Here is a 21,214-nt window from a genome sequence, read left to right as displayed (position 1 = left end):
GGCGCTCGGCTAGGGTGCGCCGCCCGTGGCCCTCGCCATCTTCCTGTTCACCTACGTCTTCATCGCCGGCGCCCGGCTCCCCTTCATCAAGCTGGACCGCCCTGGAGGCGCGCTCCTGGGCGCCGTGCTGATGGTCGTCCTCGGGGTCGTCACTCCCGCCGAGGTCTTCAACCACAGCGAGAACCCCGCTCGACACGCCATCGACGCGGACACCATCGTCCTGCTGCTCGGGATGATGCTGCTGGCGGCCTACATGTCCCAGGCGGCCTTCTTCCGCACGGCGGGCGCGTGGGCGGTGCGGCGGGCTCGCACGCCCCGGCTGTTGCTGCTGGCGGTGACGTTCATCTCCGCGGCGCTGTCCGCCTTCCTCGTCAACGACACCGTGTGCTTGATGCTCACGCCCCTGGTGCTCGCCACGGTGGAGGACGCGCGCCTGCCGCCCGTGCCCTACCTGCTCGCGGTGTGCATGGGCAGCAACAGCGGCTCGGTGGCCACCTTCACCGGCAATCCGCAGAACATGCTCATCCAGGGCGCGTCGGGAATCTCGTACGCGAGCTTCGCCGCGTACATGGCCCTGCCCGCGCTGCTGTCGACGGTCATCGTCGCGGGCGCGCTCGTCTTCATCTTCCGCAAGGAGCTGACGTCGACGCGCTTCGAGCCCCATCCTCCGCCACCGCCGGTGGACCGGGGGCTGCTGGCGCTGACGCTCACCGTCATGGCGGGCGTCGTCGTGGCCTTCTTCGCGGGCCTGCCCATGAGCTGGAGCGCGCTCGCGGGCGCCGCGCTGGTCATGGCACTGTCCCGCAGGGAGCCTCGCGAGGCGCTGGAGCGCGTGGACTGGGTGTTGCTGCTGTTCTTCGCCAGCCTCTTCGTCGTCGTCTACGGCGTGAACAAGGACGGCTGGGCGGAGGACATCCGCCTGCTGTTCGCGCCGCTGATGACGGGGCCCTCGTGGAGGGAGACGCTGGGCTTCGCGGGGCTGACGCTGGTGGCGTCCAACATCTTCAGCAACGTGCCCTTCGTCATGCTCGCGCGCTCATGGGTGCCCGCGCTCCAGAACGTGGAGCTCGGCTGGCACGTGCTGGCGCTGGGCTCCACGCTCGCGGGCAACCTCACGCTGGTGGGCAGCGTCGCCAACCTCATCGTTTTCGAGGCGGCGCGCGAGAAGGTGGACATGAGCTTCCTGCGCTACCTGCGCGTGGGGGTGCCCGTCACGCTCATCAGCTTCGTGGTCGGGCTCGCCGTGCTCCTCCTGGAGCACGCCCTCTTCTAGGGCCGCCCTGGAGTGCCGCGCCGACGCTAGGTCGGGTCCGGGTCGGGGTCCGGCAACTCACCCGGGGCCAGGTCCGACTCGGGCGGCTTCGGGGGCTCCACCATCACCGGCGCGACATTGTCCGGCGATGAAGAGATGGGGTGGTCGGGCAGGGTCGGGCCCCCGCGCCTGTCTCTCGGCGTCAGGTCCTTCACGAAGTCCAGCGCCACCTGGTCCAGCATGAGGGTCATCGCCTGACGGAAGAGGTCGGGGTCCTTGCCCACCTTGAACGGGTCCAGGTGCGCGGCACCGGACTCCACCTGGTCCACGGAGAACGGGTGTCGCCACACCTCCGAGCGCCCATCCAGCGTGAACATCCGCCCGTACCCGCGCAGGAAGGCGCCCGCGTGGCCCTTCTTGCTGCGCATGCCGTACTCCTGCACGACGAACTCGACGACGGTGTCCGCGCCCAGCGGCGCCACCATGTCGTAGTCCGGCGCGTTCGCCGGGACTTCCTCCACCAGGAAGCTCTCCAGCACTGAAGCCACGCGCGCCGGGTCCACCGTCGCCGTCCACGGCGCCTCGCGCGGCAGCTGCGTCAGCGTATTCACTCGCAGCCGCTCCGAGATTTCGAAGCGCGTCACCGCCTGCTGGAGCTTCACCGTGAGCCGTCGGTCCGCTTCCACGGGCTCGAGTTTCTTGAGCTTGTCGCCGTATGCGGCGTCTTCACGGAATACGAAGCTGCGAGGTCCCGCGCCGTCCTCGATGCGGGAGATGAACGCAGGGCGGCGCACGCGGTCCAGGTCCGCGCCGGCCAGCCGTTGCGACGCACAGCCGGCGACGAGCGCCAGCGTGAGAAACGGGAGGAGGCTTCGCGTCATGCCCTGACATTTACCCCATTGCGGGGGTGCCCGCCCCTTCCCCACCTCTCGGCAGGCTCCTCGGGGGCCGGACGTCCCCGGCCACTGGTATGCTGGGGGGGTGAATCCTTCTTCCGTGGCACCCCCGCCTTCGCCCCCTGGCCGCAAGCGCCGGCTCGGGGAAATCCTCATGGACGCCGGCCTCCTGACGGAGACCCAGCTGCGCTCCGCGCTCGCCGAGCAGCGCAAGTGGGGCGGACGGCTGGGCCTGACGCTGGTACAGATGCGCTTCGTGGACGAGAGCTCCATGGTCCACGCGCTCTCGCGCCAGCTCTCCATTCCAACGGTGGAGCTGGATGGCCTGGCGCCCTCGTCCGTGGCCCTCCAGGCGCTGCGCGCGGATATCGCCGAGCGCTACACCGTCTTCCCGACCGCGGCAGACCCCGCCAACAAGCTGCTGACGGTGGCCACCTCGGACCCGACGAATGTGGAGTCCCTCCAGGAGCTGGCCTTCCACACGGGCCAGCGCATCCAGGTGGTGGTGGCCGCCGCGTCGTCCATCGAGCGAGCCATCCGCCGCCACTACCACGGGGAAATCACCTCCGCGACGGCGTCGCCGCTGTCGTTCAATCTCGACGAGCAGACCTTCGAGCTGGCGCCGCCCTCGGAGCCGATGGAGATGGCGGGCGCGTCGCGCTCGACGGCCAGTCAGACACCGGCGCCCGTGCGGGAGAGCGAACTCACGCAGCGCGTGGATATCCTCACGCAGCAGGTCGCGGACCTGGAGCGCATGGTCGCTCAGCAGGCGCGCTCGTTGAGGGCCATGCTGGAGCTGCTGGAGACGCGGGGGCTGGTCACCCGCGACGACTACCTGGCCAAGGTGCGCTGAAGCCCGCGCGCCTCAGACCAGGATGAGTTCCTCTTCGCCATCCAGCGAGTTCAAGGTGCCGGAGAGGTTCGTCCCCAGGACTTGCTCGGTGCGGCGCAGGCGCTCGTCGCTCAGCTCGGAGATGAGCACGAGGATCTGCGGGTGGCTGGAGATGAGCGCGTCGAAGTCCTCGCGCGGCAGCCGCAGCAGCGTGGTGTGACGCGCGGCCGTCACGGTGGCCGTGGCGGGCGTCTTCTGGAGGAGGGAGATTTCTCCGAACAGATCTCCCTCCTTCAGTCGCGTCAGCAAGTGCCCGTCCTTGTGCACCTCCACCTCGCCGGAGAGCAGGACGTAGAGACCATCGGTCCGGTCGCCATCCCGGATGACGACCTCGCCGCGCTCGATGTCGCGGGCCCGGAAGCGCTCCACCAGCGTGCGACGGTCCTTCCGGTTGAAGGGACGGAACAGCGCCGAGGTGTTCATCACGTTGGTGAGCAGGCGCTGCCGCACGAACTTCTTCAGGGCCGCCGCCACCTGGGGATGGCTCCGCGAGAGCGAGGCGAGCACGGGCGCGGAGATCTCGAGCAACTGTGTATCTTCGGTGCCAGCCTCGACGGACGCGGTGCGAGGGGCCCCGGACAGGATGGCCATCTCACCGAAGAAGGCTCCGCCCTCCAGCGCGGCCAGATCCACGCGGCGACCTGACTCCGTCCGGAAGACGCGCACCTGGCCTTCACAGATGACGTAGAAGGCATCGCCGTGGCTGCCCTGGTCGAGGATGCGCTCGCCCAGGCTGAAGCGGCGCAGAGGGCAGCGCTCGAACAACTCGATGAAGGCGTCGCGCGGAAGGTCCGAGAACAGGGGGATGGTGGGGAGCGCGTCCAGTGAGGGCGCGTCGGTGAGGACTTCCTCGGTGAGACTGAAGACCTCTTCCTCTCCGTCGCCGACTTCCTCGGCGCGCTGGTGCAGCCCCGCCTGTGCCGCCAGTTCCACGGCGTGCAGCAGGGAGTCCGCCTCCATCTCCAGTTCGGTGAAGGACGACGGACTGGGCGGTACCGCGCGCAGCGACGCGCCGAGCTCCCGCGACACCTCTCGGAAGGGCACCGCCGTTGCACCCGCGTGAGGCGTGGCCTCCGCGCGACGAGGGCGCAACCCGGGAGGCGCGGAGGGCGGGTCGATGACCGTCGGCGTCCGAGGCATCGAGGTGGAATCCGTCGACCCCGCTTCTCCGATGGGCGAAGAGAGCGCCTTCCACTTGCCGCTCACGGGCGAGCGAGGGCCCGACGTCAGGGCGTCCGTGCTGGCAGCGATGGGCGTCTCCGGCACGGGCGGACGCACTCGCTGCGTGGCGCGCGGTGCCAGACCGGGAGGCAGCGAAGTGCCGTTGTTCTCCTGCGCGCTGGCGATGGAAGTCTCGGCGGACACGGCGGCAGGCGCCGACGCTGCCTCGCCCCGCGCATGCGCGCTGGTGACGACGGCCCCGGCGGGAATCGCGCTGACACCTGTCGATGGGGACGCCGCTGACACGCCCTGCGCATTCGCGATGGTGACGGCGGGCACGGAGGGAGACGACTCGGGCTCGCCCAACGCGATGTCGATGCCCTCGTGCTCCTCGCCCGGAGAGGCCGCCGCGACGGAAGCCTCCGCATCCGGATGCGAGAGGCCCATGCTCACCGAGTGAACAACCTCTTCCGACGTGTCGGTGGAGCCTGGGGTGGGCGCGTCCTCCACGGACAGCGCCAGCTCGGCGGGGAGTTCAGCGGAGAGGTTGACGGAGCCCTCCCCTGCCTCCAGCGCGGACGGTGTCCCGGCGCGCGGCGGCGTGGACACCGCCGCCACGGGACGCTCGGGCGGTGGCGGCGCGGAGAGCGCGCTCGTCATGGGCCCACGGGCCCGGGCACCCGCGGGAGTTCCCCGGCGCGCGTAGAGGTTCGCCAGCATCTGCTGGACGCCCTGATGGCTGGGGTCCAGTTCTAGGATGAGCTTGCTCGCGGCGATGGCTCGCGGGAGGAAGCCCTCCTTCGCGAAGCCCTCGGCGGCGGCCTGATAGGCGGAGATGGCGCGCTCGCGCTCACCTGCCTTGGCCCACGCATCCCCCGTACGCAGGCGCGACTGGTGGTCCTTCGGATCGAGCTTGCAGAAGTCCTCGTACAACTCCGCGGCTTTGGAGAAGCGGCCCTTGGTAAAGGCTTCAGCGGCCCTGTCCTTGAGCTTGCGCGCCTCCATCACCTGGCTCCCTCGGCAGCGGTGCCGCCCTTCGCCAGCGCCGCCCCCGCCGCGTCGCGCACGGTGCGGAAGTAGTCGCTCTTGAGCGCATCCAGCGACTCCGACTGGTTCGTCGCGCCCATGCGCTTGAGCGCCGTCGCCGCCGCCGCGCGAATCTCCGGAAGGTCGTGGAACAGGTCTCGCGACACCGCGTCGGCCGCCTGCGAATCACCCAGCGTCCCGAGCGCCAGCAACACGTCCCGCCGCGCGACGCTGTTCGTCTCGTCCAGCGCCTTGATGAGCGTGGGCACGGCATCCTTCGCCTGGATGCGACCGAGCAGCCCCGCCGCGAGCGCGGCCTCCGGGCCGCCTTCCTTCACCACCGTCTGGAGCACCGCCGACGCCGAGGCGGGCACGCCCGAGCCCCGCGTCAGCGCATCCAACACCAGCAGCTTCTCTCCACCCATCTTCGGGAGCATCTCCATCAACGCCGCCGGACCCGCGTCGCCAGCCTCCGCGAGGGCCTGCGCGAGCGCCTTCTGGAGATCGCGCTCGGGCTCCAGGAGTCCGTCACGCGCCACTGCCACGCCCTCGGGGCCCAGGTGCGTCAGGCCCACCAGCGCGGCGGTACGCAGGGGGATGCTCGAGTCCTGGCTGTAGCCCTTGAGCAGCTCCAGCGCGCCCGGTGCACGGAGCGAGCCCAGCGCACGCAGCAGCGTCGCCAGAGGGACGAGACGCTCCGCCTCCACGTCATCGAACAGCTCGGTGGGCACGCGAGGCTTGACCACCGGACGACCCGAGTCGCGAGCCCGCTGGGCATTGAGCGCCTTGACGCGCTCGAAAAGCGAAGCGTGACGGGCCGCACGCTCATCCGGCGCCGCACCGGGGACGTGCGGGGAAGACGGCGCCGAGGGGTCGAACGCGCTCGAGTAGTTCTCCGGCAGCTTCTGCGCGACCCAGTCGGTGCGCAGGGCCTCCAGGCCCTTCACCTCCTGCTCATAGAGCTTCTGGAGCTGGGGCACGACGGAAGCGTCGCCCACGGCGGTGACGGCCTCCACCGCGAGCAGGCGCAGCACCGCGTCGTTCTGGTTGAGCCACAGCGCCACCTTGGGAAGCAGCGGCAGGGCCGCGGGCCCCAATCCGAGGACTGCTTGCAGCCCACTGGCGGCGGTGGCGGGACGCGAAAGCCGCTCGCCAATGGGGTCCATCGGGCAGCCGCCCCGCGAGCGCATCGCCCGGCCGGCGGCGAGCGCCTCGGCTGGCGCGCCATCGAGGGCGACGGCGCACAGCGCGGTGTCCGCCTCGGGCGTGCGAGGGAAGGACAGGATGGCGTCGATGGCCATGGGACTCACGGCGCTCTTCTCCACCGCCACGGCCTGCAGGCGGGGCGCGGCGGCCGGGTCCTGCAACTTCATCAGCGCGATGATCGCGGACTCGCGCAGCTCGGGGAAGCTCTCGTCCAGCAGCAGGGCGATGGCACCCACGGCCCGCTTGTCACCGGCGTCTCCCAGGCCCCGCACGGCGGCGGCGGCGAGGATGACCTGACTGTCGCGGACCAGCGGCAACAGACGATTCACGGCCTCCGGGCGACCGCTCTTGCCAAGCTCCTCGGCGGCGCCGACCCGCTCGGGCAGCGCGCCCTCGGTGAGCGTCAGGAGATTGCGATCCCACTGTCCCTTGGCTTCGGCGGCGACGACTTCCGCCATGGCGCCTGGGACGTTCGCGTTCTTCAAGGCCTGGACGATGACCTGACGGGTGGCGCGGCCTCGGCGCCCGTACTGGAGCGTGAGGTAGGCCTTGGCCTTGTCGTTCTTGACCTTGGAGAGCGCCATGGCGGCGCGGCCCTGGACCTCCTCGTCGGAGTCCTCCAGGAGCTCGCCGAGCAGGTCCACCACGCGGGGGTCCTGACTCTCCCCCAGCGCGACGGCCGCCTCGGCGCGGACAATGGCGGCCAGATCCTTGGCCGCCCGAGTGAAGAGGACGAGGTCGTCCGGATTGCCTTGCCCGGCGAGCTTCTTCACCGCCAGGGCGCGGACCTCCGGACGTGGACTCTGGAGATCCGCGAGGAGCTGGTCTCGGCTGCCATTGCAACCGAGGACCAGGACCAGCATGAGGAGGAAGGGGCGGGTGCCGGTTCGCATCGGTCTCCGGTAAGGCGAACGGTGGAAAAGTCGCAGGGGGTTATATCAACGACCCCCCTGCCGCCCAATCCGCTGTGCTGTGTGGTGCGTCAGTAAGGCCGGCGAGGCCCCTTCGAGGATGAGCCCGCCCGCCCCTTGGGCCCCTGGGTACTGAAGCGGGGCCGGGAACCGGCTTCCTTCTTCTTGCCCCAGTCCTGGAAACCCTCGGACTTGCGGGCGCCTTCGGGGGCGAGGCCCCGGGACCCGGCGCGGACGACTCGCTCGCGGGGCGCGCCCTTGTCGTCATACGGCTTCCAGGCGCGGGCCTCTGTCCGGCCGCCTGCCCCCCGAGGACCCTTGCCGCCCGGCTTCGCGCCGAAGCCGCCGCTGCGTCCACGAGGACCCGAGCCTTCCGAATCACGGGGCTTGCGGTCGGGACGGCCACGAGGAGCGCCCTTGTCTCCACCGCTCCACTCGCGGCGAGGAGGACGGCCTTCGCCGGCCGAAGCCGAACGCCCTGCTCCGCGCGACGCACCGCCGCCGAAACGAGGACGGCCTTCGCCTTCCGAGCGACCAGCGCCACCGAAGCGAGGCTTGCCCTCGCCGCCGAAGCGCGGCTTCGAGTCACCACCGAAACGAGGCTTCGAGTCACCACCGAAACGAGGCTTCGAGTCACCACCGAAACGAGGCTTCGAGTCACCACCGAAGCGGGGCTTCGAGTCACCACCGAAACGAGGCTTCGAGTCACCACCGAAGCGGGGCTTCGAGTCACCACCGAAACGAGGCTTCGAGTCACCACCGAAACGAGGCTTCGAGTCACCACCGAAACGAGGCTTCGAGTCGCCACCGAAACGAGGCTTCGAGTCACCACCGAAGCGCGGCTTGCTCTCGCCATCGAAACGGGGCGTCGAGTCACCGCCGAAGCGCGGCTTGCCCTCGCCACCGAAACGAGGCTTCGAGTCACCACCGAAGCGCGGCTTGCTCTCGCCATCGAAACGGGGCTTCGAGTCACCACCGAAGCGTGGCTTGCCCTCGCCACCGAAACGAGGCTTCGAGTCACCACCGAAGCGCGGCTTGCCCTCACCACCAAAACGGGGCTTCGAGTCACCGCCGAAGCGCGGCTTGCTCTCGCCATCGAAACGGGGCTTCGAGTCACCGCCGAAACGCGGCTTGCCCTCACCACCAAAACGCGGCTTCGAGTCACCGCCGAAGCGCGGCTTGCCCTCGCCACCGAAACGAGGCTTCGAATCACCACCGAAGCGCGACTTGCCCTCGCCACCGAAACGAGGCTTCGAGTCACCACCGAAACGCGGCTTCGAATCACCACCGAAACGCGGCTTCGAATCACCGACCGCGCCACGACGCGCGGGACCACGAGCCGACTCACCGTCCGCGCTCCACTCCTTGCGTGCGGGGCGGCCTTCACCAGCGCCAGCGCTCCTGCTAGTGCGCGGACTGTCCTCTCCACCCGCGCCCCACTCCTTGCGCGCCGGACGCCCCTCGTCTCCCGAGGCCGAACGACCGAAGCGCGACGCACCACCGGCAGCTGGCGCACGACGCGGCGGACCGCGATCCGCGCCACCTTCCGCGCGAGGCCCACGTGAGCGCGGTGAATCCGCCCCACCCGCGCCCCACTCCTTGCGCGCCGGCCGACCCGCGCCACGCGACGGGCGCTCACCCTCGTCACCACCCGAGCGCCGCGCACCGCGACCCTCGGCAGCGGCCCCTCGCGGACGCCCGAAGCGAGCCAGCCCGGAGCCACCATCCACCACGGGCTTCCACGCCGCCCCTCCAGCCCCCGCCGGTGCCTTGCGAGCCCCACGCTCACCCGCCGCCTTCCGAGGCGCGGGAGCGTCATCGTCCATGGACAGCTCGTCCTCGTCCGACTCATTGAAGCCCGGCGCCGCGCGCCCATGACGCCGAGGCGGCAGCCGCAGCTCCGCCGTCGGAGGCGCGACACGGCCCTCGGCCACATCGTTCAGCAGCTCGACCTCGGCCTTCTTCAGCGGACGCAGCGCTCCCGGCCGCAATCCTTCCACGCCAATACCCGCGTAGGCCGGACGGAACAGGCGCACCACCGGGTGCCCCACCGCGGCGCACAGCCGCTTGATGAGGTGCGGACGGCCTTCCGCCACGACGATCTTCAACCAGGTGTTCTTCTCGGCGGACTCGAACACGCCCACCGACACCGGCGTGGCCATGCCGTCTTCCAGCCGCACGCCACCACGCAGCTTGTCGAGCGTCAGGATGTCGGGCTCGCCCTTCACCTTCGCCAGATACGTGCGAGGCACCTGGAAGCTCGGGTGCGTCAGCTTGTGCGCCAGCGCGCCATCGTCCGTGAAGAGCAGCGCTCCCTCGGCGTCGTAGTCCAGGCGTCCCACCGGGAACAGGCGCTTGCCCGTCTCCTCCAGGTAGTTGGCCACCGTCGGCCGACCCTGGGGATCCGACAGGGTCGTCACCACACCCACGGGCTTGTAGAGCAGGAAGTAAGAGGATTCTTCAGGGGGGGTGACGAGCTTTCCGTCCACCGAGACCAGGTCCGTGCCCGGCTCCACTCGGCTCCCCAGCTCCGTCACCGTCGTGTTGTTCACGGCCACTCGGCCCGCGGTGATCAGCTCTTCTGCGTGCCGGCGCGAAGCAACTCCCGCGCGGGCCAGGTACTTCTGTAGTCGTTCTGCCGACATTACTTCCCCTTCTTCCATTGCTGCCCGTCACTCGGGCTTCGGCCCCTCGGCGCCCGTCTCGGGCTTCGGGGGCGTGTCCAGGACGCTGGAGCTGGCTTTCTGTGTCCGCTCAGCCGCCTCGATGGCGTGTTCCAGGTCCTCAAGCGCCGCCTCGCTGGCCGCCGCGTTCTTCTCCATCCGCTTCGTGAATCCCGGGTCCGATAGCGCTTCCACCGTTCCCGCTGCCGCCGGCGCCGGTCGTACTTCTTTCTCCACGATTTCGCGATGCTCCTGCGTGAGTTCGTGGAATTCCCGCAGCGTGGGCAGCGCTGACAGGTCCTTCAAGGCGAAGAACTCCAGGAATTCGCGAGTAGTCCCATAGAGGATGGGGCGCCCCACCTCTTCGCGTTTGCCCAGGATTTTCACCAGCTTGCGATCGATCAACGCCTTGAGGACGGCGCCGCAATCCACCCCGCGGATATCCTCGAGTTCCGGCCGAGTGACTGGCTGCCGGTAGGCGATGATGGCCAGGGTCTCCACCGCCGCGCGGGTGAGGCGCTGCGGCTTCACCCGGAGGTAGCGCCGCACGTACTCGCCCGAGTGTGGGTCCGTGCGGAACTGCCAGCCCCCGGCGACTTCGTACAGGACGATGCCGCTGATTCCGTCCCGGTGGATGCCGGAGAGCTGGTTGAGGGCCTCGGCGATGAGCTCCCGCTCGATGCCGGTGGCCTGCCACAGCTCGTCCACGGACAGCGGCCGCTCCGCGACGAAGAGCACGCTCTCCACCACGGTGCGGATGCGGTCCTGGGACAGCTTGCGGCTCTTGGAGACGAGCTTCTCGAAGGAGGTCTCCAGGTCTGGCGTGACGCCGTCCTGGTCCTCCTCGATGGCCGCGGCCTCGACTTCGTCCAGCTCGTCCGCCAGTCCAGGCCCGGTGACGGCGGCCAGCTCTTCCTCTGAGAACGGACTGGGACCTCCGGACGCGACTGGAACGTCCTCGTCCGAGGCACGGGGGCCTTTCCTACCGGTAGTCACTCTCGTCGACCTCCGTGGGGACCAAGCGCTCCAGGGCGTCCCCGTTGGGCAACAACAGGATGGGGCCGAGCGACTCGTCCTGTACCACACGGATGAGCCGGCGTTTGACCATCTCCAGGATGGCCAGGAAGGTGATGACGATTTCCTGGCGCGTCGGCGTCGTTTCCTCGGTGAACAGGCTCTCGAAGAGGACCTGCCCATGGGGGTGCAGGCGCTGGGCGATGCGGAGGATGGCCTCGGAGAGCGTCACCCGCTCGCGCACCACCTCGTGCTGCACCTTGGGCTGCAGGCGCTCCAGCACCCGGTCCAACGCCTCGATGAGCTTGAGGACGCTGAACTCCTGGAGGCCGACCTCCTCCTCCGGGATGGGCACCGCCTCCACCGGCACGCTGCGCGCGAAGACGTCGCGGCCGAGGATGTCCTGCATGGCCATGTGCTCGGCGGCGTCCTTGTACTTCTGGTACTCGAGCAGCCGCCGCACCAGCTCCGCGCGCGGGTCCTCCGGCTCCTCGACCGCGGCCAGGGCCTCGCCGCCCTCGGGCACGGCCACCGCGTCCTGGCGCGGCAGCAACATGCGGCTCTTCAGGTGGGCCAACGTGGACGCCATCACCAGGAACTCCCCGGCGATGTCCAGGTTGATCTCCCGCATCCGCTCCAGGTGCTCCAGATACTTCTCGGTGATGAGCGCCAGCGGGATGTCGAAGATGTCGACCCGATGCTCCTTGATGAGATGGAGCAACAGGTCCAGCGGCCCTTCGAAATTGGGCAGCGCGACGCGGAAGGCGTCGCCCGGGGTGCGGGGCGGTTCGCCGTCGCGGAGGCCCTCGTCGGCCGAAGTGGGACGGCCGTCACTCACCGGCGGAACCTGGCTGCCCTTCTGGCTTTCGGTGGCGGCTCGTCATCACGCAAGGGCTCAAATCCGCCGGCCTCGAGCGCGAGCCGGGGGACACACCTCCTTAACAGTGGCTTTTAGGTGGGTCAAACAAACGGCGGTAAACACCCGTTCAGGCCCAGGACCTCACGGGATGCCCACCGCGCGCCGGACCTTGTCCATCAACCGGGAGGCCTCTTCCCGAGCGCGATTCGCGCCGTCCTGGAGGATGCGCTCCAGTTCGGCCGGGTCGCTCACCAGCTCGGCGTACCGCCGACGGGCCGGGCCAAAGGTCGTCAGGTAGGCCTCCAGGAGCCGCTTCTTGAAGTCCCCGTAGCCCTTCCCTCCCGCCCTCCAGGAAGCGTCCACCTCGGCGAACTCGGACTCCGGAAGCATCAGCTTGAGCAAGTCATAGAGAGGGACCTCGCTGACGATGGATGCGTCCGCCGAGCGCTCCGTTCCCGGCACCGGCTTGGGCGCCTCCACGGGAGTCGAGTCCGTCTTGATGGACATGATGCGCTTCTTGATGTCCTTCTCTTCGCCGAACAGGTCGATGGTGTTGCCGTACGACTTGGACATCTTCCTGCCGTCGATACCGGGCACCGTCTGGGTGGACTCCTGCACGAGGGCGGAGGGCAGCTTGAGGATGCCGGGCGTGTGCCCGCGCTCCTTGCCCTCGGGGTCCGCCGGGTCATAGCCCTTCACGTACTCGGTGTTGAACTTCACGGCCCAGTCGCGGGCGAACTCCACGTGCTGAATCTGGTCCTTGCCCACGGGGACGGTGTCCGTGCCGTAGAGCAGGATGTCCGCGGCCATCAACACCGGGTAGGCGAAGAGGCCGAAGTCCGGAGAGATGCCCCGGGCGACCTTGTCCTTGTAGCTGTGGGCCCGCTCCAGGTGCGAGTGAGGCACCACGGTGCCCAGAATCCAGTTGAGCTCCAGCACCTCGCGCACGTCGCTCTGACGGAAGAGGACGGCCTTCTTCGGGTCCACTCCGAGCGCCAGGTAGGCCAGGGCGGCTTCGCGCGTGAGCTCCAGCGCGAGCTTCGCGTCCCTCACGGTGGTGAGCGCGTGCAGGTTGGCGATGAAGTAGTACGCCTCGCTCACATCCTGGAGCTGCACGAACTGGCGGATGGCGCCGTAGTAGTTGCCAATGTGCAGCTTTCCGGAGGACTGCACGCCTGAGAGGGTCCGCATGTCTGGGTTCCGAATCGCGAGTCAAAAGGGTCAGATTCACTTCCTGAATCTGAAATCATTGAGCGTGGGTGGTTCGCATACCCGCCGCGCCCCTGCAACCTTCCGTTCAGGAGTGCTGGCGTCCGTTGCCTGCTGAATGCCCGCCGCGCCCCAGCCTGAAAAATTCCGACCCGCACATAAATCCTGAGGGATTCCAAGGGCTTGCGGTTGAGCGGCGGTGGGTGGAGCGGTACCCTGAGCGCCTCACCTGCGAGCAGCCTCACCTCGGGAGGACGAACCGGCATGGAGTCATTCAAGGGAAGTCTCGCCAGCTATCGCCTGCAGATGGTGATGCCGCCGCTGTTCTCGGGTGCCGGGGTGGAGGGCACGCTGAGGGTGGAGCGAGGCGCCATCCAACGCTGCTTCCAGGTGAAGGACGGCTTCCTGGTGGGCGAGAGTTCGAATGACCCTCGGGAGCACCTGGCGCAGGTGCTGGTGAACCTGCGCATCCTGGACGCGCCCCGAGCGGCGGCGGCCTTCGAGGCGGCGGAGGGCGCGGGCACGCCGTACGGCACCTTCCTGGTGCAGCGCTGCTTCGTGGAGCTGCCCAGGCTCATCGAGGCGATGGAGCACAAGGCGCGCGAGGCCCTCTTCGACTGCTACGGCTGGGAGTCGGGAGAGGTGGAGTTCACGCCGAAGCTGCCTCCCACCTCCCGAGCCGTGGGACTGAAGCTCTCGCTCAACGGCCTGCACCGGGACGCGGTGACACGGCTGCGCGAGTGGACGATGTTCCGCGACGTCTTCCCGCACCTGGACGCCACGTTCAGGGTGTTCCGCGAGTTCGCCGTGGAGACGTTCTCCGAGGAGGAGGACAAGCTGCTGGAGCTGGCGGCGGGTGGCGCCACCCTGAGCGAGATGCTGGCCACGGCGAAGGAGGCCCCACTGTTCGCGGCACGGTGGATTCTGCACCTGTACCGTCGTGGTGCGCTGTCACCCCGGATGGCCAAGGGCCCGAAGGTGGGCGAGGCCGCGGAGCTGGCTGATCTCCTGACCCTGGTGAAGCGCTTCCTGGAGACGGGGAAGTACGACCACGCGGTGGCACTGGCCGCCCAGATTCTGGAGCGAGGCCCCGTGCCCGAGGCCCACGCGCTGTATCGCGAGGCCGAGGTGCGGCTGACGCTGGCCCTGAGCGACGAACTCTTCGCGCTGGACGGCAGGCTCGTCTTCGAGCCGATTCCCCGCCCCACCCCATCGCAGCTCACGGCGGATGACCTCTACCTGTACTCGAAGCTGCGCGGCAGCCGGAGCATCCGGCAGGCCCTGCGCACCGCGGCCATGGGTGAGCTGGCCGCGTCGCGCTCGGTGCACCGGCTGATGGCCAGCGGGCTGATTCATGTCGCCCCGCTGCCCGAAGCCGAGGCATCCGCCGAAGCGCGGCGCACGAGCACGGAGCCGTTTGGAATCCCCGCCGTCAACGTGGGCACCTGAGCCAGTCCCTCAACGCGTGGACGGAGTGCGCTCGCCGCGCTCCGCCTCGCGCCGGGGCAACCAGAGCAGGTCGAGCGCCAGGGCAACGGCCTCGAACGGCTCCACGCGCGCGATGACGTCGCCCACATGGCGCGCTCCCGGCTCCCAGCCCCCGGAGCCATGGCGATACACCTCCAGCGAGCGCCGCGCGGGGTCGATGAGCCACACATGCCGCACGCCTTCACGGTGATAGACGGGCAGCTTGCGGAGCCGATCTTTAGTCTCCGTCGAGGGAGACAACACCTCACAAACCCAATCCGGCGCCTGCGTCAGCCAGGGCACATCATGCGGTGGCTCCGAAAGCCGCTCCCGACGCCAGCCCGCCAGATCCGGGACGAGGATATCTCGCCCGAAGTGCAGCTCCGGCTCATCCAGGAACCACCAGCCTCCCGGCCCCCCCGGCCCCAACTCGAAGGGCATCCCCAGCAGGATCCCGAGTCGTGATGCCACTTGCAGATGCCTCACCGCTGGACGCGGCGACGCATACAGCAAGTCCTCGACAATCTCCCCCACCCACCCCACCGGCAGCGCTTCGATGTCTTCATACGTCGCCGGCTTCCGACCCTTGCCCTGTCCCACGCCCACCTCCATCGATGGAACCTCTGGGATTCCATCCGCGGTACCCAAACCTCAAGTCTTCAAACCCACGGCGGAGACAGCCTAAGGAGGAGTCGCAGCATCGCCCTTGGGTCCCGTCACGCCACGACGTGGCAGCCAGAGCAATCCCAGGTCGAGCGGCACCGCCTCGAAGGGCTCCTCACGAATCACGACGGGCCCCTCATGAAGGCCCACGCGGTCCCAGCCCCGGTTCCCGCTCCGATAGATTTCGAGGGAACACCGCAACGGGTCGATGAGCCATGCATGGCGCACGTCGCTCCGGTGGTACAGCGGCAGCTTGCGAACGCGGTCCGTGCTTCGCGTCGAAGGTGACAGCACCTCGCAAACCCAGTCGGGAGCCAGCGAGAGCCACGGGGTCTCCGGGTCCGGGGGATCCGGAACCCGCTCGCGTCGCCAGGCCGCGAGGTCCGGCACCACGACATTCGGCCCCAGATGAATCTCCGGCTCGTCCAGGAACCACCAGCCCCCGGGACCACCCCGTGCCCAGTCGAAGGGCTGAACGAGCAATGCCCCGAGCCGTGATGCCACGTGCAGATGTCCCACCGCCGGGCGCGGCGACGCGTACAGCAAGCCCTCGACAATCTCCCCCACCCACCCCACCGGCAGCGCTTCGATGTCCTCGTACGTCGCCGGCTTCCGACCCTTGCCCCGTCCCACGCCCACCTCCGTCGATGGAACCTCTGGGATTCCATCCGTAACACCCTACCCTGAAGGGTGTCTACCTCGTACGTAGGCAGTCTACCGGCCGGTCTGACATGTCGGGTCCACCCCGGCCGCCACGTCCCGGAACGCGCGGAGTTACGACGCCGTCTTCCGCTTCTTCGGCTTGGGGACGAACACGTCGCTGCGCGGATGGAACTCGTCGTAGACGGAGCGCAGGCGGGCGCTGTTGACGTGGGTGTAGATCTGCGTGGTGGCCAGGTCCGCGTGTCCGAGCATCTGCTGCACGGCCCTCAAGTCAGCCCCGCGCTCCACCAGATGCGTGGCGAACGAGTGCCGCAGCTTGTGGGGGGACAGGGGCTTGAGGATGCCCGCCTTCAGCGCATACCGCTTGAGCAGCTTCCAGAACCCTTGCCGCGTGAAGCCCGAACCCCGGGGCGTCACGAACAGGGCCCGCGACTCACGCCGACCGAGCATCGCCGGGCGGGAGTTGCCCAGATATTCCTGCGTCTTCTCCACCGCCACGCGCCCCAACGGCACCACGCGCTCCTTGGAGCCCTTGCCCTTCGCCACCAGGTAGCCCGCGCTCAACTGCACGTCGTTGACGCCCAGCCCACACAGCTCGCTGACGCGGAGGCCCGTGGCGTAGAGCACCTCCAGCATCGCCTTGTCGCGCAGCCCCGCAGGTGTCCGCTCGTCCGGCGCGGCCAGCAACTGCTCCACCTCTTCCAGCGTCAGGAACGACGGCAGCCTCTTCGCCGAGCGCGGCGTGTCCACATCCTCGGTCGGGTCCTTGTCCGCCAGTCGCTCGGCGACCAGGAAGCGGTGGAAGCTCCGAAGCGCGGCCAGGTGCCGTGCCTGACTGCGCTTGCCCAGCCCGCCCTTGGACAGCGACGACAGGTGCGCCGTCACATCCTCCTGCCGGACCCGCGTCGCATCCTCCACGCCCCGTGCGCGCAGGTCCTCGAAGTAGACGGTGAGATCCGAGGCATAGGCGTCCACCGTCTTGCCGGACAGCCCACGCTCCGCGCGGATGAAGGCGATGAACGCGTCGAGCAATCCTTCCATGCCCCCCAGGCTAGCGGAGCCCCGCGCGGAGGCAATCTGGCGACGTACGTGTCACGACACCCAGGCCCCAGGCCAGCCGACCCCACGGGCCCCGGACTCAGGGATGCGGCCCGCCCGCGCCCTCCGTCGACGCGCGCTCCAGCGCCTGCACCACCCACGGCCAGCCCACCAGGATGTTCCCCGGCGAGCGCAGGCAGGCATCCGCCACCGCGAGCACCTCCGCGGGCCGCGAGCGCACCGCCAGCGCCAGGTGTCTGCCCAGGAACGGATGCGGCAGATAGCTCAGGTTGTGGTGGCGCACGGGAACCCACTGCAGCGTCGGGCGCCCCGTCCACCGCTCCACGGCGTAGGCCACCGCCGAAGCCAGCACCTCCAGCGCGTAGAGCGGCAGTCGGAACGCGCTGACCAGGAAGACCACCAGCGCCGCCGCCGCCACCGCGCCCGCGAAGGACACATTGGCCTGACGGCTCCACACCAGCATGGGCACCAGGCTGGTGATGATGGCCGCCGTCTGCACCCGCCACACGGACGGGCCTCGTCCACCGGAGATGCTCGCGATGCTCCCCACCGACAGCCCGGACACCATGCCCAGGCAGGCCCCCACCGCGATTCCCGCCCCGCCCCCGAGCACCGGTCCGAAGGCCCCGGCCGCCGTGGCGTGCAACCCCACCAGCATGGACAGACTGGCCAGCGAGCCCAACAGCACCCCGGCCGCGAGTCCCGATACCTGTGCGAGCGCCAGGCCCACGGCCGAACAACACAACGCGGACACCGCCCAGCCGCCGCGAAGTGGAATGCCGGCACAGTACAGCCCCAGCCCCACCAGCGCCGTCATCAGCGGCGAGCCCACCACCAACAAGAGCAACATCCGCCGGACATAGAGCCCCGCGGCGCGTCCACCCTCACCTTGCTCTCGCCACAACTGGCCGATGCGCCCCCCTGGCGCGAGGATTCCCGCCGCCCGGAGCCTGTAGTGCAGGTCCACCGGACGAAACAACAGCAGCAATAGCAACCTCACAGGCGAAGGGACTTGGTGTGACATGTCCGTTCGCGCTGGCTCCGCGGCCCCTGATTCCACGGTGGCCCCCCTCTTCTTGTTCGAGTTTCAGTCCTCCAGCCTACCCTTGCCCTGCCGGAGGATTTCAAGCGTATCGCCGATGAGTGAAACCACTGTCGACGGTTCGTTCAACGTCACACCCCCGTCAAGGATGAGCTCCAGCCCGTGGCCGAACTCCTCCTTGATCTCCCGTGCGTCCGTGAGCGGCTCACCCTGAGTATTGCTCACCGACGTCGTCACCAGAGGGCGCCCCAGTGCCCGAGCCAGTTCGCGAGCCAGGGGGGCATCCGGGACCCGGATACCGACCTGCTTCTGCTTGGTCATCATCAAATCGGGCACCAATCGCGTCGCTTCGAGGACGAAGGTAAACGCACCCGGGGTGAGACCCTTCATTGTTCGATACGCGAAATTGCTGACGTGGGCGTAGCGAGCGACGTCCGACAGGTCCGGGCACAGGAAGGACAGGGGCTTCTTCTTGTCGCGCCCCTTGAGCTGGTAGAGCCGCTCGATGGCCCGCTTCGAGCCCAGGTCACAGCCCATGCCGTAGTACGTGTCCGTCGGATAGGCGATGAGCCCGCCGCGCTCGAGCACCTCCACGGCGCGCTGGATGTGGCGCGGTGAGGGGTGCTCCATGTCCACCTCGAGGATGGGTGCGGCCATGATGTCCTTCCTGCCTCCTGCGTGGGGCTGTCGAGCCTACGCGGTTCCCGGCGCCTCGTCCGTCCTGACTTCGCCACTGGCCGTCAGTGCACGTCGCGTGAGCACCGGGCCCACGAGTTCGTGCGCGGTGATCATCGCCACGATGAGCACCTCCACATGCGGGCCGAACGAGGGAAACGTCCTCGACACCAGCGCCGCCAACCCGAACGTCACGCCCGCCTGGGAGATGAGCCCCATCCACAGGTGGCTCTTCAACCGAGGGTCCTCCTTGGGCGCGAAGCGTCGACAAGCGAACCAGATGGCCGCGCCTCGCAGCACGACGAGCAGCAGCGCCGCCGGCCCCACCGTCACCAACGCATCCAGCTTCAGCCCCGCGCCAGCCGCCGCGAAGAAGAGCGCGAACACCGGCAGGCCCGCGCGTTGAATCGCGTGGTGGATGCGCTCACCCTCGCGCTCATCCAGGTTGGCGATGAGCGCCCCGGCCGCCAGCGACACCAGCAGCGGCGACAGGTGCAGGCGCGTGCCACCCTCGGCCGCGGCGAAGGACAGGCCCACCAGGAACAGCGGCAACTCCTGCTTCACGCCCCGCATGTAGACGAGCATCGCCACCGCGAGCAGGCCCCCCACCACCACCGAGCCGAACAGCTCCCACCCCACCCCGCTCAACAGCCCCGCCACGTCCAGGCCGCCGCCGAAGCTCGCGCGCGTGAGTCCCGCCGCCAGCGCGAAGGCCACCATCACGAACAGGTCGCCGATGATGACCAGCGCCATCAGGAACTCGGTGAACGAGCCCCGCGCGCTCGTCTCCTGGACGATGGCGATGGTCACCGTGGGCGAGAACGACACCACCACCGTGGACATCAACGCGCTGACCGCCAGCGCCTGCGGCAGCGTCAGGGGCGCCAGGAAGGGCAACAGGGGCTTGAGCGCGATGGTCGCCCCGAAGCACACGACGAACGTCACGCCACACACGGCCGCGCACAAAAGCGCCACCCGCGCGCCGACACGGCGGATGAGCCCCAGGCGCAGCTCCGTGCCCGCCACCAGCGCGATGAGGCTCACCGCCAGCCCCTTCACCAGGTCCAGGCCCTTCACGCCCTCGCCCGGGATGAAGCCCAGCACATACGGCCCCACCGCCACGCCCACCAACAGATACCCCGTGAGCCGGGGCAACCCCATCCCCTTGGCCACCTTGCCCGCGAACAGGCCGCACAAAAGCAGCGCCCCCGCCGCCAGCGTCACCGGCGTGCCGGAGTCCGCGCGCAACACCTGGGCCCGGCTGATGATGGCCAACAGCCCCATCAACAACAGCAGCCGCAACACCGCGCTCTTCATGTCGCCACCCCCACGTCCGGAGGAGTCACGGGCCGCGGGCGGGGCAACGGCGCGGTGACCTGGCGAAAGGCCTGACCGGCCAACAGCTCGTTCACCACCGCGCCCACCACCACCACGTCCAGCACGCGGCGCGACAGTCCACCCGGAACGAGGAGCTGGTACTCGGCGACCAGACACAACGCGAGGCCGCCCTGGGCGATGAGCGCGTAGCCCACCCGGGGTGGCAGCTCCAACACGCCCTGGGCCAGGCGCTGCGCGAACGTGCCGCCCACCACCTTCCCCAGGAAGCGCAGCCCCACGAAGCCCGGCACCAGCGCCCACGCCGCCCAGTCGCGCGTGTACACCCCGCAGCCGACCAGGAACACCAGCACCAGGAATACCGGCCGCTCCACCCGCCCCAGGGCCCGCGCGACCCGCTCCGTCGTCCGCCCTCCCACCAGCGCCAGCGTCGCCCCGCACGCCACGCCCGCGAGCAGCGCGGACACCCGCAGATACGCCGCGGCGCCGCCCACGAGCGCCACCATTCCCAGCGTCACCGTCGCCAGCTCCGCCGGGTCCTTCAGCGCGTGGGTGAGGTACGCCAGGAGCGCGCCACACAGGATGCCCAGCAGCAGCGCCAGGCACACCAGCCCCAGCCCCTCGCCCACCGTGGGCGCCGCGCCCAGGAGCAGCGCCAGGGCCAGCACCACGAGCCCCACCGCGTCATCCAGCATCGTCAGCAGCGCCACGCCCAGGCCCCGCGCGCGGTCCATCCGCCCACCCCGGTACGCCAGCACCGCGAAGTGCCCCGAGGACAGGCTCGCCGCCGCGCCCAGGAGCGACGCGGCTCCCACCGCCGCATGGAACGAAGGCCTCAAGGTCAACAGCAGCGGCACGAATAACGGCACCGCCACGAAGAGGAACGCCGTCCCCGCGTGCGCCAGCGCCGCCGAGTACACCGGCCGGGGCAACAGCCGCAGCAGCCGGGGCTCCAGGTTCAACCCCAGGATGACGCCCGCGGTGCCCAGCCCCAGCGCCATCACCGGCCGCAAGAGGCGCAGGTCCTCCACCGACAACACCCCCACCACCGACGGCCCCAGCACGACGCCGAAGAGCAGGAACAGGAACCCGCCCGCCGCCAGCCGCGCCAGCGCCGGGAATCGCGCGGAGTCCAACGCCGGACTCGAGGCGAGCAGGGACAGCGCCGCGATGGCGAGAAAGACGAGCAGCGCTTGCACGAGACTTGCTTACACCGGCCGC

Annotated in this window: 17 protein-coding genes; 3 read left to right on the top strand and 14 right to left on the bottom strand. The window is 69.3% G+C overall.

The features are described from left to right. Positions 1-25 precede the first annotated feature (25 nt). Positions 26-1,273 (top strand): SLC13 family permease, encoded by a 1,248-nt coding sequence (locus tag HUA74_RS37030; protein ID WP_141649094.1) that lies wholly within the window; start codon positions 26-28, stop codon positions 1,271-1,273. A 26-nt stretch (positions 1,274-1,299) separates the two neighbouring features. Here the strand turns inward: HUA74_RS37030 and HUA74_RS37025 are convergent, their stop codons facing one another. Continuing rightward, a complete protein-coding gene (locus HUA74_RS37025; protein WP_174458356.1) occupies positions 1,300-2,133 on the bottom strand; it encodes a hypothetical protein in 834 nt (277 codons plus the stop codon). 169 nt (positions 2,134-2,302) lie between these two features. Here HUA74_RS37025 and HUA74_RS37020 point away from each other — a divergent pair, with 169 nt between their 5' ends. Further along, a complete protein-coding gene (locus HUA74_RS37020) occupies positions 2,303-3,001 on the top strand; it encodes a general secretion pathway protein GspE (protein WP_141649295.1) in 699 nt (232 codons plus the stop codon). A 12-nt stretch (positions 3,002-3,013) separates the two neighbouring features. Here the strand turns inward: HUA74_RS37020 and HUA74_RS37015 are convergent, their stop codons facing one another. The 6 genes from HUA74_RS37015 to trpS form a co-directional block, all read right to left on the bottom strand. Next, positions 3,014-5,206: a cyclic nucleotide-binding domain-containing protein gene (locus HUA74_RS37015; RefSeq protein ID WP_174458355.1), complete on the bottom strand. Its 2,193-nt coding sequence runs from the start codon at positions 5,204-5,206 to the stop codon at positions 3,014-3,016. Then, positions 5,206-7,326: a HEAT repeat domain-containing protein gene (locus tag HUA74_RS37010; RefSeq protein ID WP_174458354.1), complete on the bottom strand. Its 2,121-nt coding sequence runs from the start codon at positions 7,324-7,326 to the stop codon at positions 5,206-5,208. Before HUA74_RS37010 ends, HUA74_RS37015 begins: the two co-directional genes overlap by 1 nt. An 89-nt stretch (positions 7,327-7,415) precedes the next feature. Then, on the bottom strand, positions 7,416-9,989 hold the full coding sequence (locus HUA74_RS37005; RefSeq protein ID WP_174458353.1) for a pseudouridine synthase: 2,574 nt from the start codon (positions 9,987-9,989) through the stop codon (positions 7,416-7,418). 27 nt (positions 9,990-10,016) lie between these two features. Next, positions 10,017-11,003 carry an SMC-Scp complex subunit ScpB gene (scpB, locus tag HUA74_RS37000; protein WP_174458352.1) on the bottom strand — a complete coding sequence of 329 codons (987 nt, stop codon included), beginning with the start codon at positions 11,001-11,003 and terminating at the stop codon, positions 10,017-10,019. Then, positions 10,990-11,859 (bottom strand): ScpA family protein, encoded by an 870-nt coding sequence (locus HUA74_RS36995; RefSeq protein ID WP_141649324.1) that lies wholly within the window; start codon positions 11,857-11,859, stop codon positions 10,990-10,992. Before HUA74_RS36995 ends, scpB begins: the two co-directional genes overlap by 14 nt. A 162-nt stretch (positions 11,860-12,021) precedes the next feature. Next, entirely contained in the window at positions 12,022-13,071 is a 1,050-nt protein-coding gene (trpS, locus tag HUA74_RS36990; protein WP_174458351.1) for a tryptophan--tRNA ligase, read from the bottom strand. Positions 13,072-13,353: 282 nt separating this feature from the next. On the opposite strand from trpS, the gene HUA74_RS36985 reads away from it, so the two are divergent. Beyond that, positions 13,354-14,538 (top strand): DUF4388 domain-containing protein, encoded by a 1,185-nt coding sequence (locus HUA74_RS36985; protein ID WP_141649433.1) that lies wholly within the window; start codon positions 13,354-13,356, stop codon positions 14,536-14,538. A gap of 9 nt (positions 14,539-14,547) precedes the next feature. On the opposite strand, the gene HUA74_RS36980 is transcribed toward HUA74_RS36985, so the two are convergent. The 7 genes from HUA74_RS36980 to HUA74_RS36950 form a co-directional block, all read right to left on the bottom strand. Next, positions 14,548-15,168 (bottom strand): Uma2 family endonuclease, encoded by a 621-nt coding sequence (locus tag HUA74_RS36980; protein ID WP_174458391.1) that lies wholly within the window; start codon positions 15,166-15,168, stop codon positions 14,548-14,550. Between the two features lie 69 nt (positions 15,169-15,237). Then, positions 15,238-15,858, bottom strand: coding sequence for a Uma2 family endonuclease (locus HUA74_RS36975; protein WP_174458350.1), 621 nt, complete (start codon positions 15,856-15,858; stop codon positions 15,238-15,240). A 135-nt stretch (positions 15,859-15,993) separates the two neighbouring features. Then, positions 15,994-16,923, bottom strand: coding sequence for a site-specific tyrosine recombinase XerD (gene xerD, locus HUA74_RS36970; RefSeq protein ID WP_141649342.1), 930 nt, complete (start codon positions 16,921-16,923; stop codon positions 15,994-15,996). A gap of 97 nt (positions 16,924-17,020) precedes the next feature. After that, positions 17,021-17,965 (bottom strand): hypothetical protein, encoded by a 945-nt coding sequence (locus HUA74_RS36965; protein WP_174458349.1) that lies wholly within the window; start codon positions 17,963-17,965, stop codon positions 17,021-17,023. A gap of 63 nt (positions 17,966-18,028) precedes the next feature. Next, positions 18,029-18,640: an L-threonylcarbamoyladenylate synthase gene (locus tag HUA74_RS36960; RefSeq protein WP_141649487.1), complete on the bottom strand. Its 612-nt coding sequence runs from the start codon at positions 18,638-18,640 to the stop codon at positions 18,029-18,031. A 36-nt stretch (positions 18,641-18,676) separates the two neighbouring features. After that, positions 18,677-19,975, bottom strand: coding sequence for a cation:proton antiporter (locus tag HUA74_RS36955; RefSeq protein ID WP_174458348.1), 1,299 nt, complete (start codon positions 19,973-19,975; stop codon positions 18,677-18,679). Then, positions 19,972-21,192, bottom strand: a complete 1,221-nt coding sequence (locus HUA74_RS36950) for a cation:proton antiporter (protein WP_174458347.1) — start codon at positions 21,190-21,192, stop codon at positions 19,972-19,974. Before HUA74_RS36950 ends, HUA74_RS36955 begins: the two co-directional genes overlap by 4 nt. Positions 21,193-21,214: the final 22 nt, after the last annotated feature.

Source organism: Myxococcus sp. CA051A (assembly GCF_013336705.1).
In the GTDB taxonomy this organism is placed as follows: Bacteria; Myxococcota; Myxococcia; order Myxococcales; family Myxococcaceae; genus Myxococcus; species Myxococcus llanfairpwllgwyngyllgogerychwyrndrobwllllantysiliogogogochensis.
This window is presented reverse-complemented; position numbering and strand designations above follow the sequence as displayed.

What these genes read in the sequence shown, in the direction of transcription:
- HUA74_RS37025 (WP_174458356.1), bottom strand. Translation starts at nt 2,133, where the DNA reads ATGACGCGAAGCCTCCTCCCGTTTCTCACGCTGGCGCTCGTCGCCGGC.
- HUA74_RS37020 (WP_141649295.1), top strand. Translation starts at nt 2,303, where the DNA reads ATGGACGCCGGCCTCCTGACGGAGACCCAGCTGCGCTCCGCGCTCGCC.
- HUA74_RS37015 (WP_174458355.1), bottom strand. Translation starts at nt 5,206, where the DNA reads ATGGAGGCGCGCAAGCTCAAGGACAGGGCCGCTGAAGCCTTTACCAAG.
- HUA74_RS37010 (WP_174458354.1), bottom strand. Translation starts at nt 7,326, where the DNA reads ATGCGAACCGGCACCCGCCCCTTCCTCCTCATGCTGGTCCTGGTCCTC.
- HUA74_RS37005 (WP_174458353.1), bottom strand. Translation starts at nt 9,989, where the DNA reads ATGTCGGCAGAACGACTACAGAAGTACCTGGCCCGCGCGGGAGTTGCT.
- trpS (WP_174458351.1), bottom strand. Translation starts at nt 13,071, where the DNA reads ATGCGGACCCTCTCAGGCGTGCAGTCCTCCGGAAAGCTGCACATTGGC.
- HUA74_RS36985 (WP_141649433.1), top strand. Translation starts at nt 13,354, where the DNA reads ATGGAGTCATTCAAGGGAAGTCTCGCCAGCTATCGCCTGCAGATGGTG.
- HUA74_RS36980 (WP_174458391.1), bottom strand. Translation starts at nt 15,168, where the DNA reads ATGGAGGTGGGCGTGGGACAGGGCAAGGGTCGGAAGCCGGCGACGTAT.
- xerD (WP_141649342.1), bottom strand. Translation starts at nt 16,923, where the DNA reads ATGGAAGGATTGCTCGACGCGTTCATCGCCTTCATCCGCGCGGAGCGT.
- HUA74_RS36965 (WP_174458349.1), bottom strand. Translation starts at nt 17,965, where the DNA reads ATGTCACACCAAGTCCCTTCGCCTGTGAGGTTGCTATTGCTGCTGTTG.
- HUA74_RS36960 (WP_141649487.1), bottom strand. Translation starts at nt 18,640, where the DNA reads ATGGCCGCACCCATCCTCGAGGTGGACATGGAGCACCCCTCACCGCGC.
- HUA74_RS36955 (WP_174458348.1), bottom strand. Translation starts at nt 19,975, where the DNA reads ATGAAGAGCGCGGTGTTGCGGCTGCTGTTGTTGATGGGGCTGTTGGCC.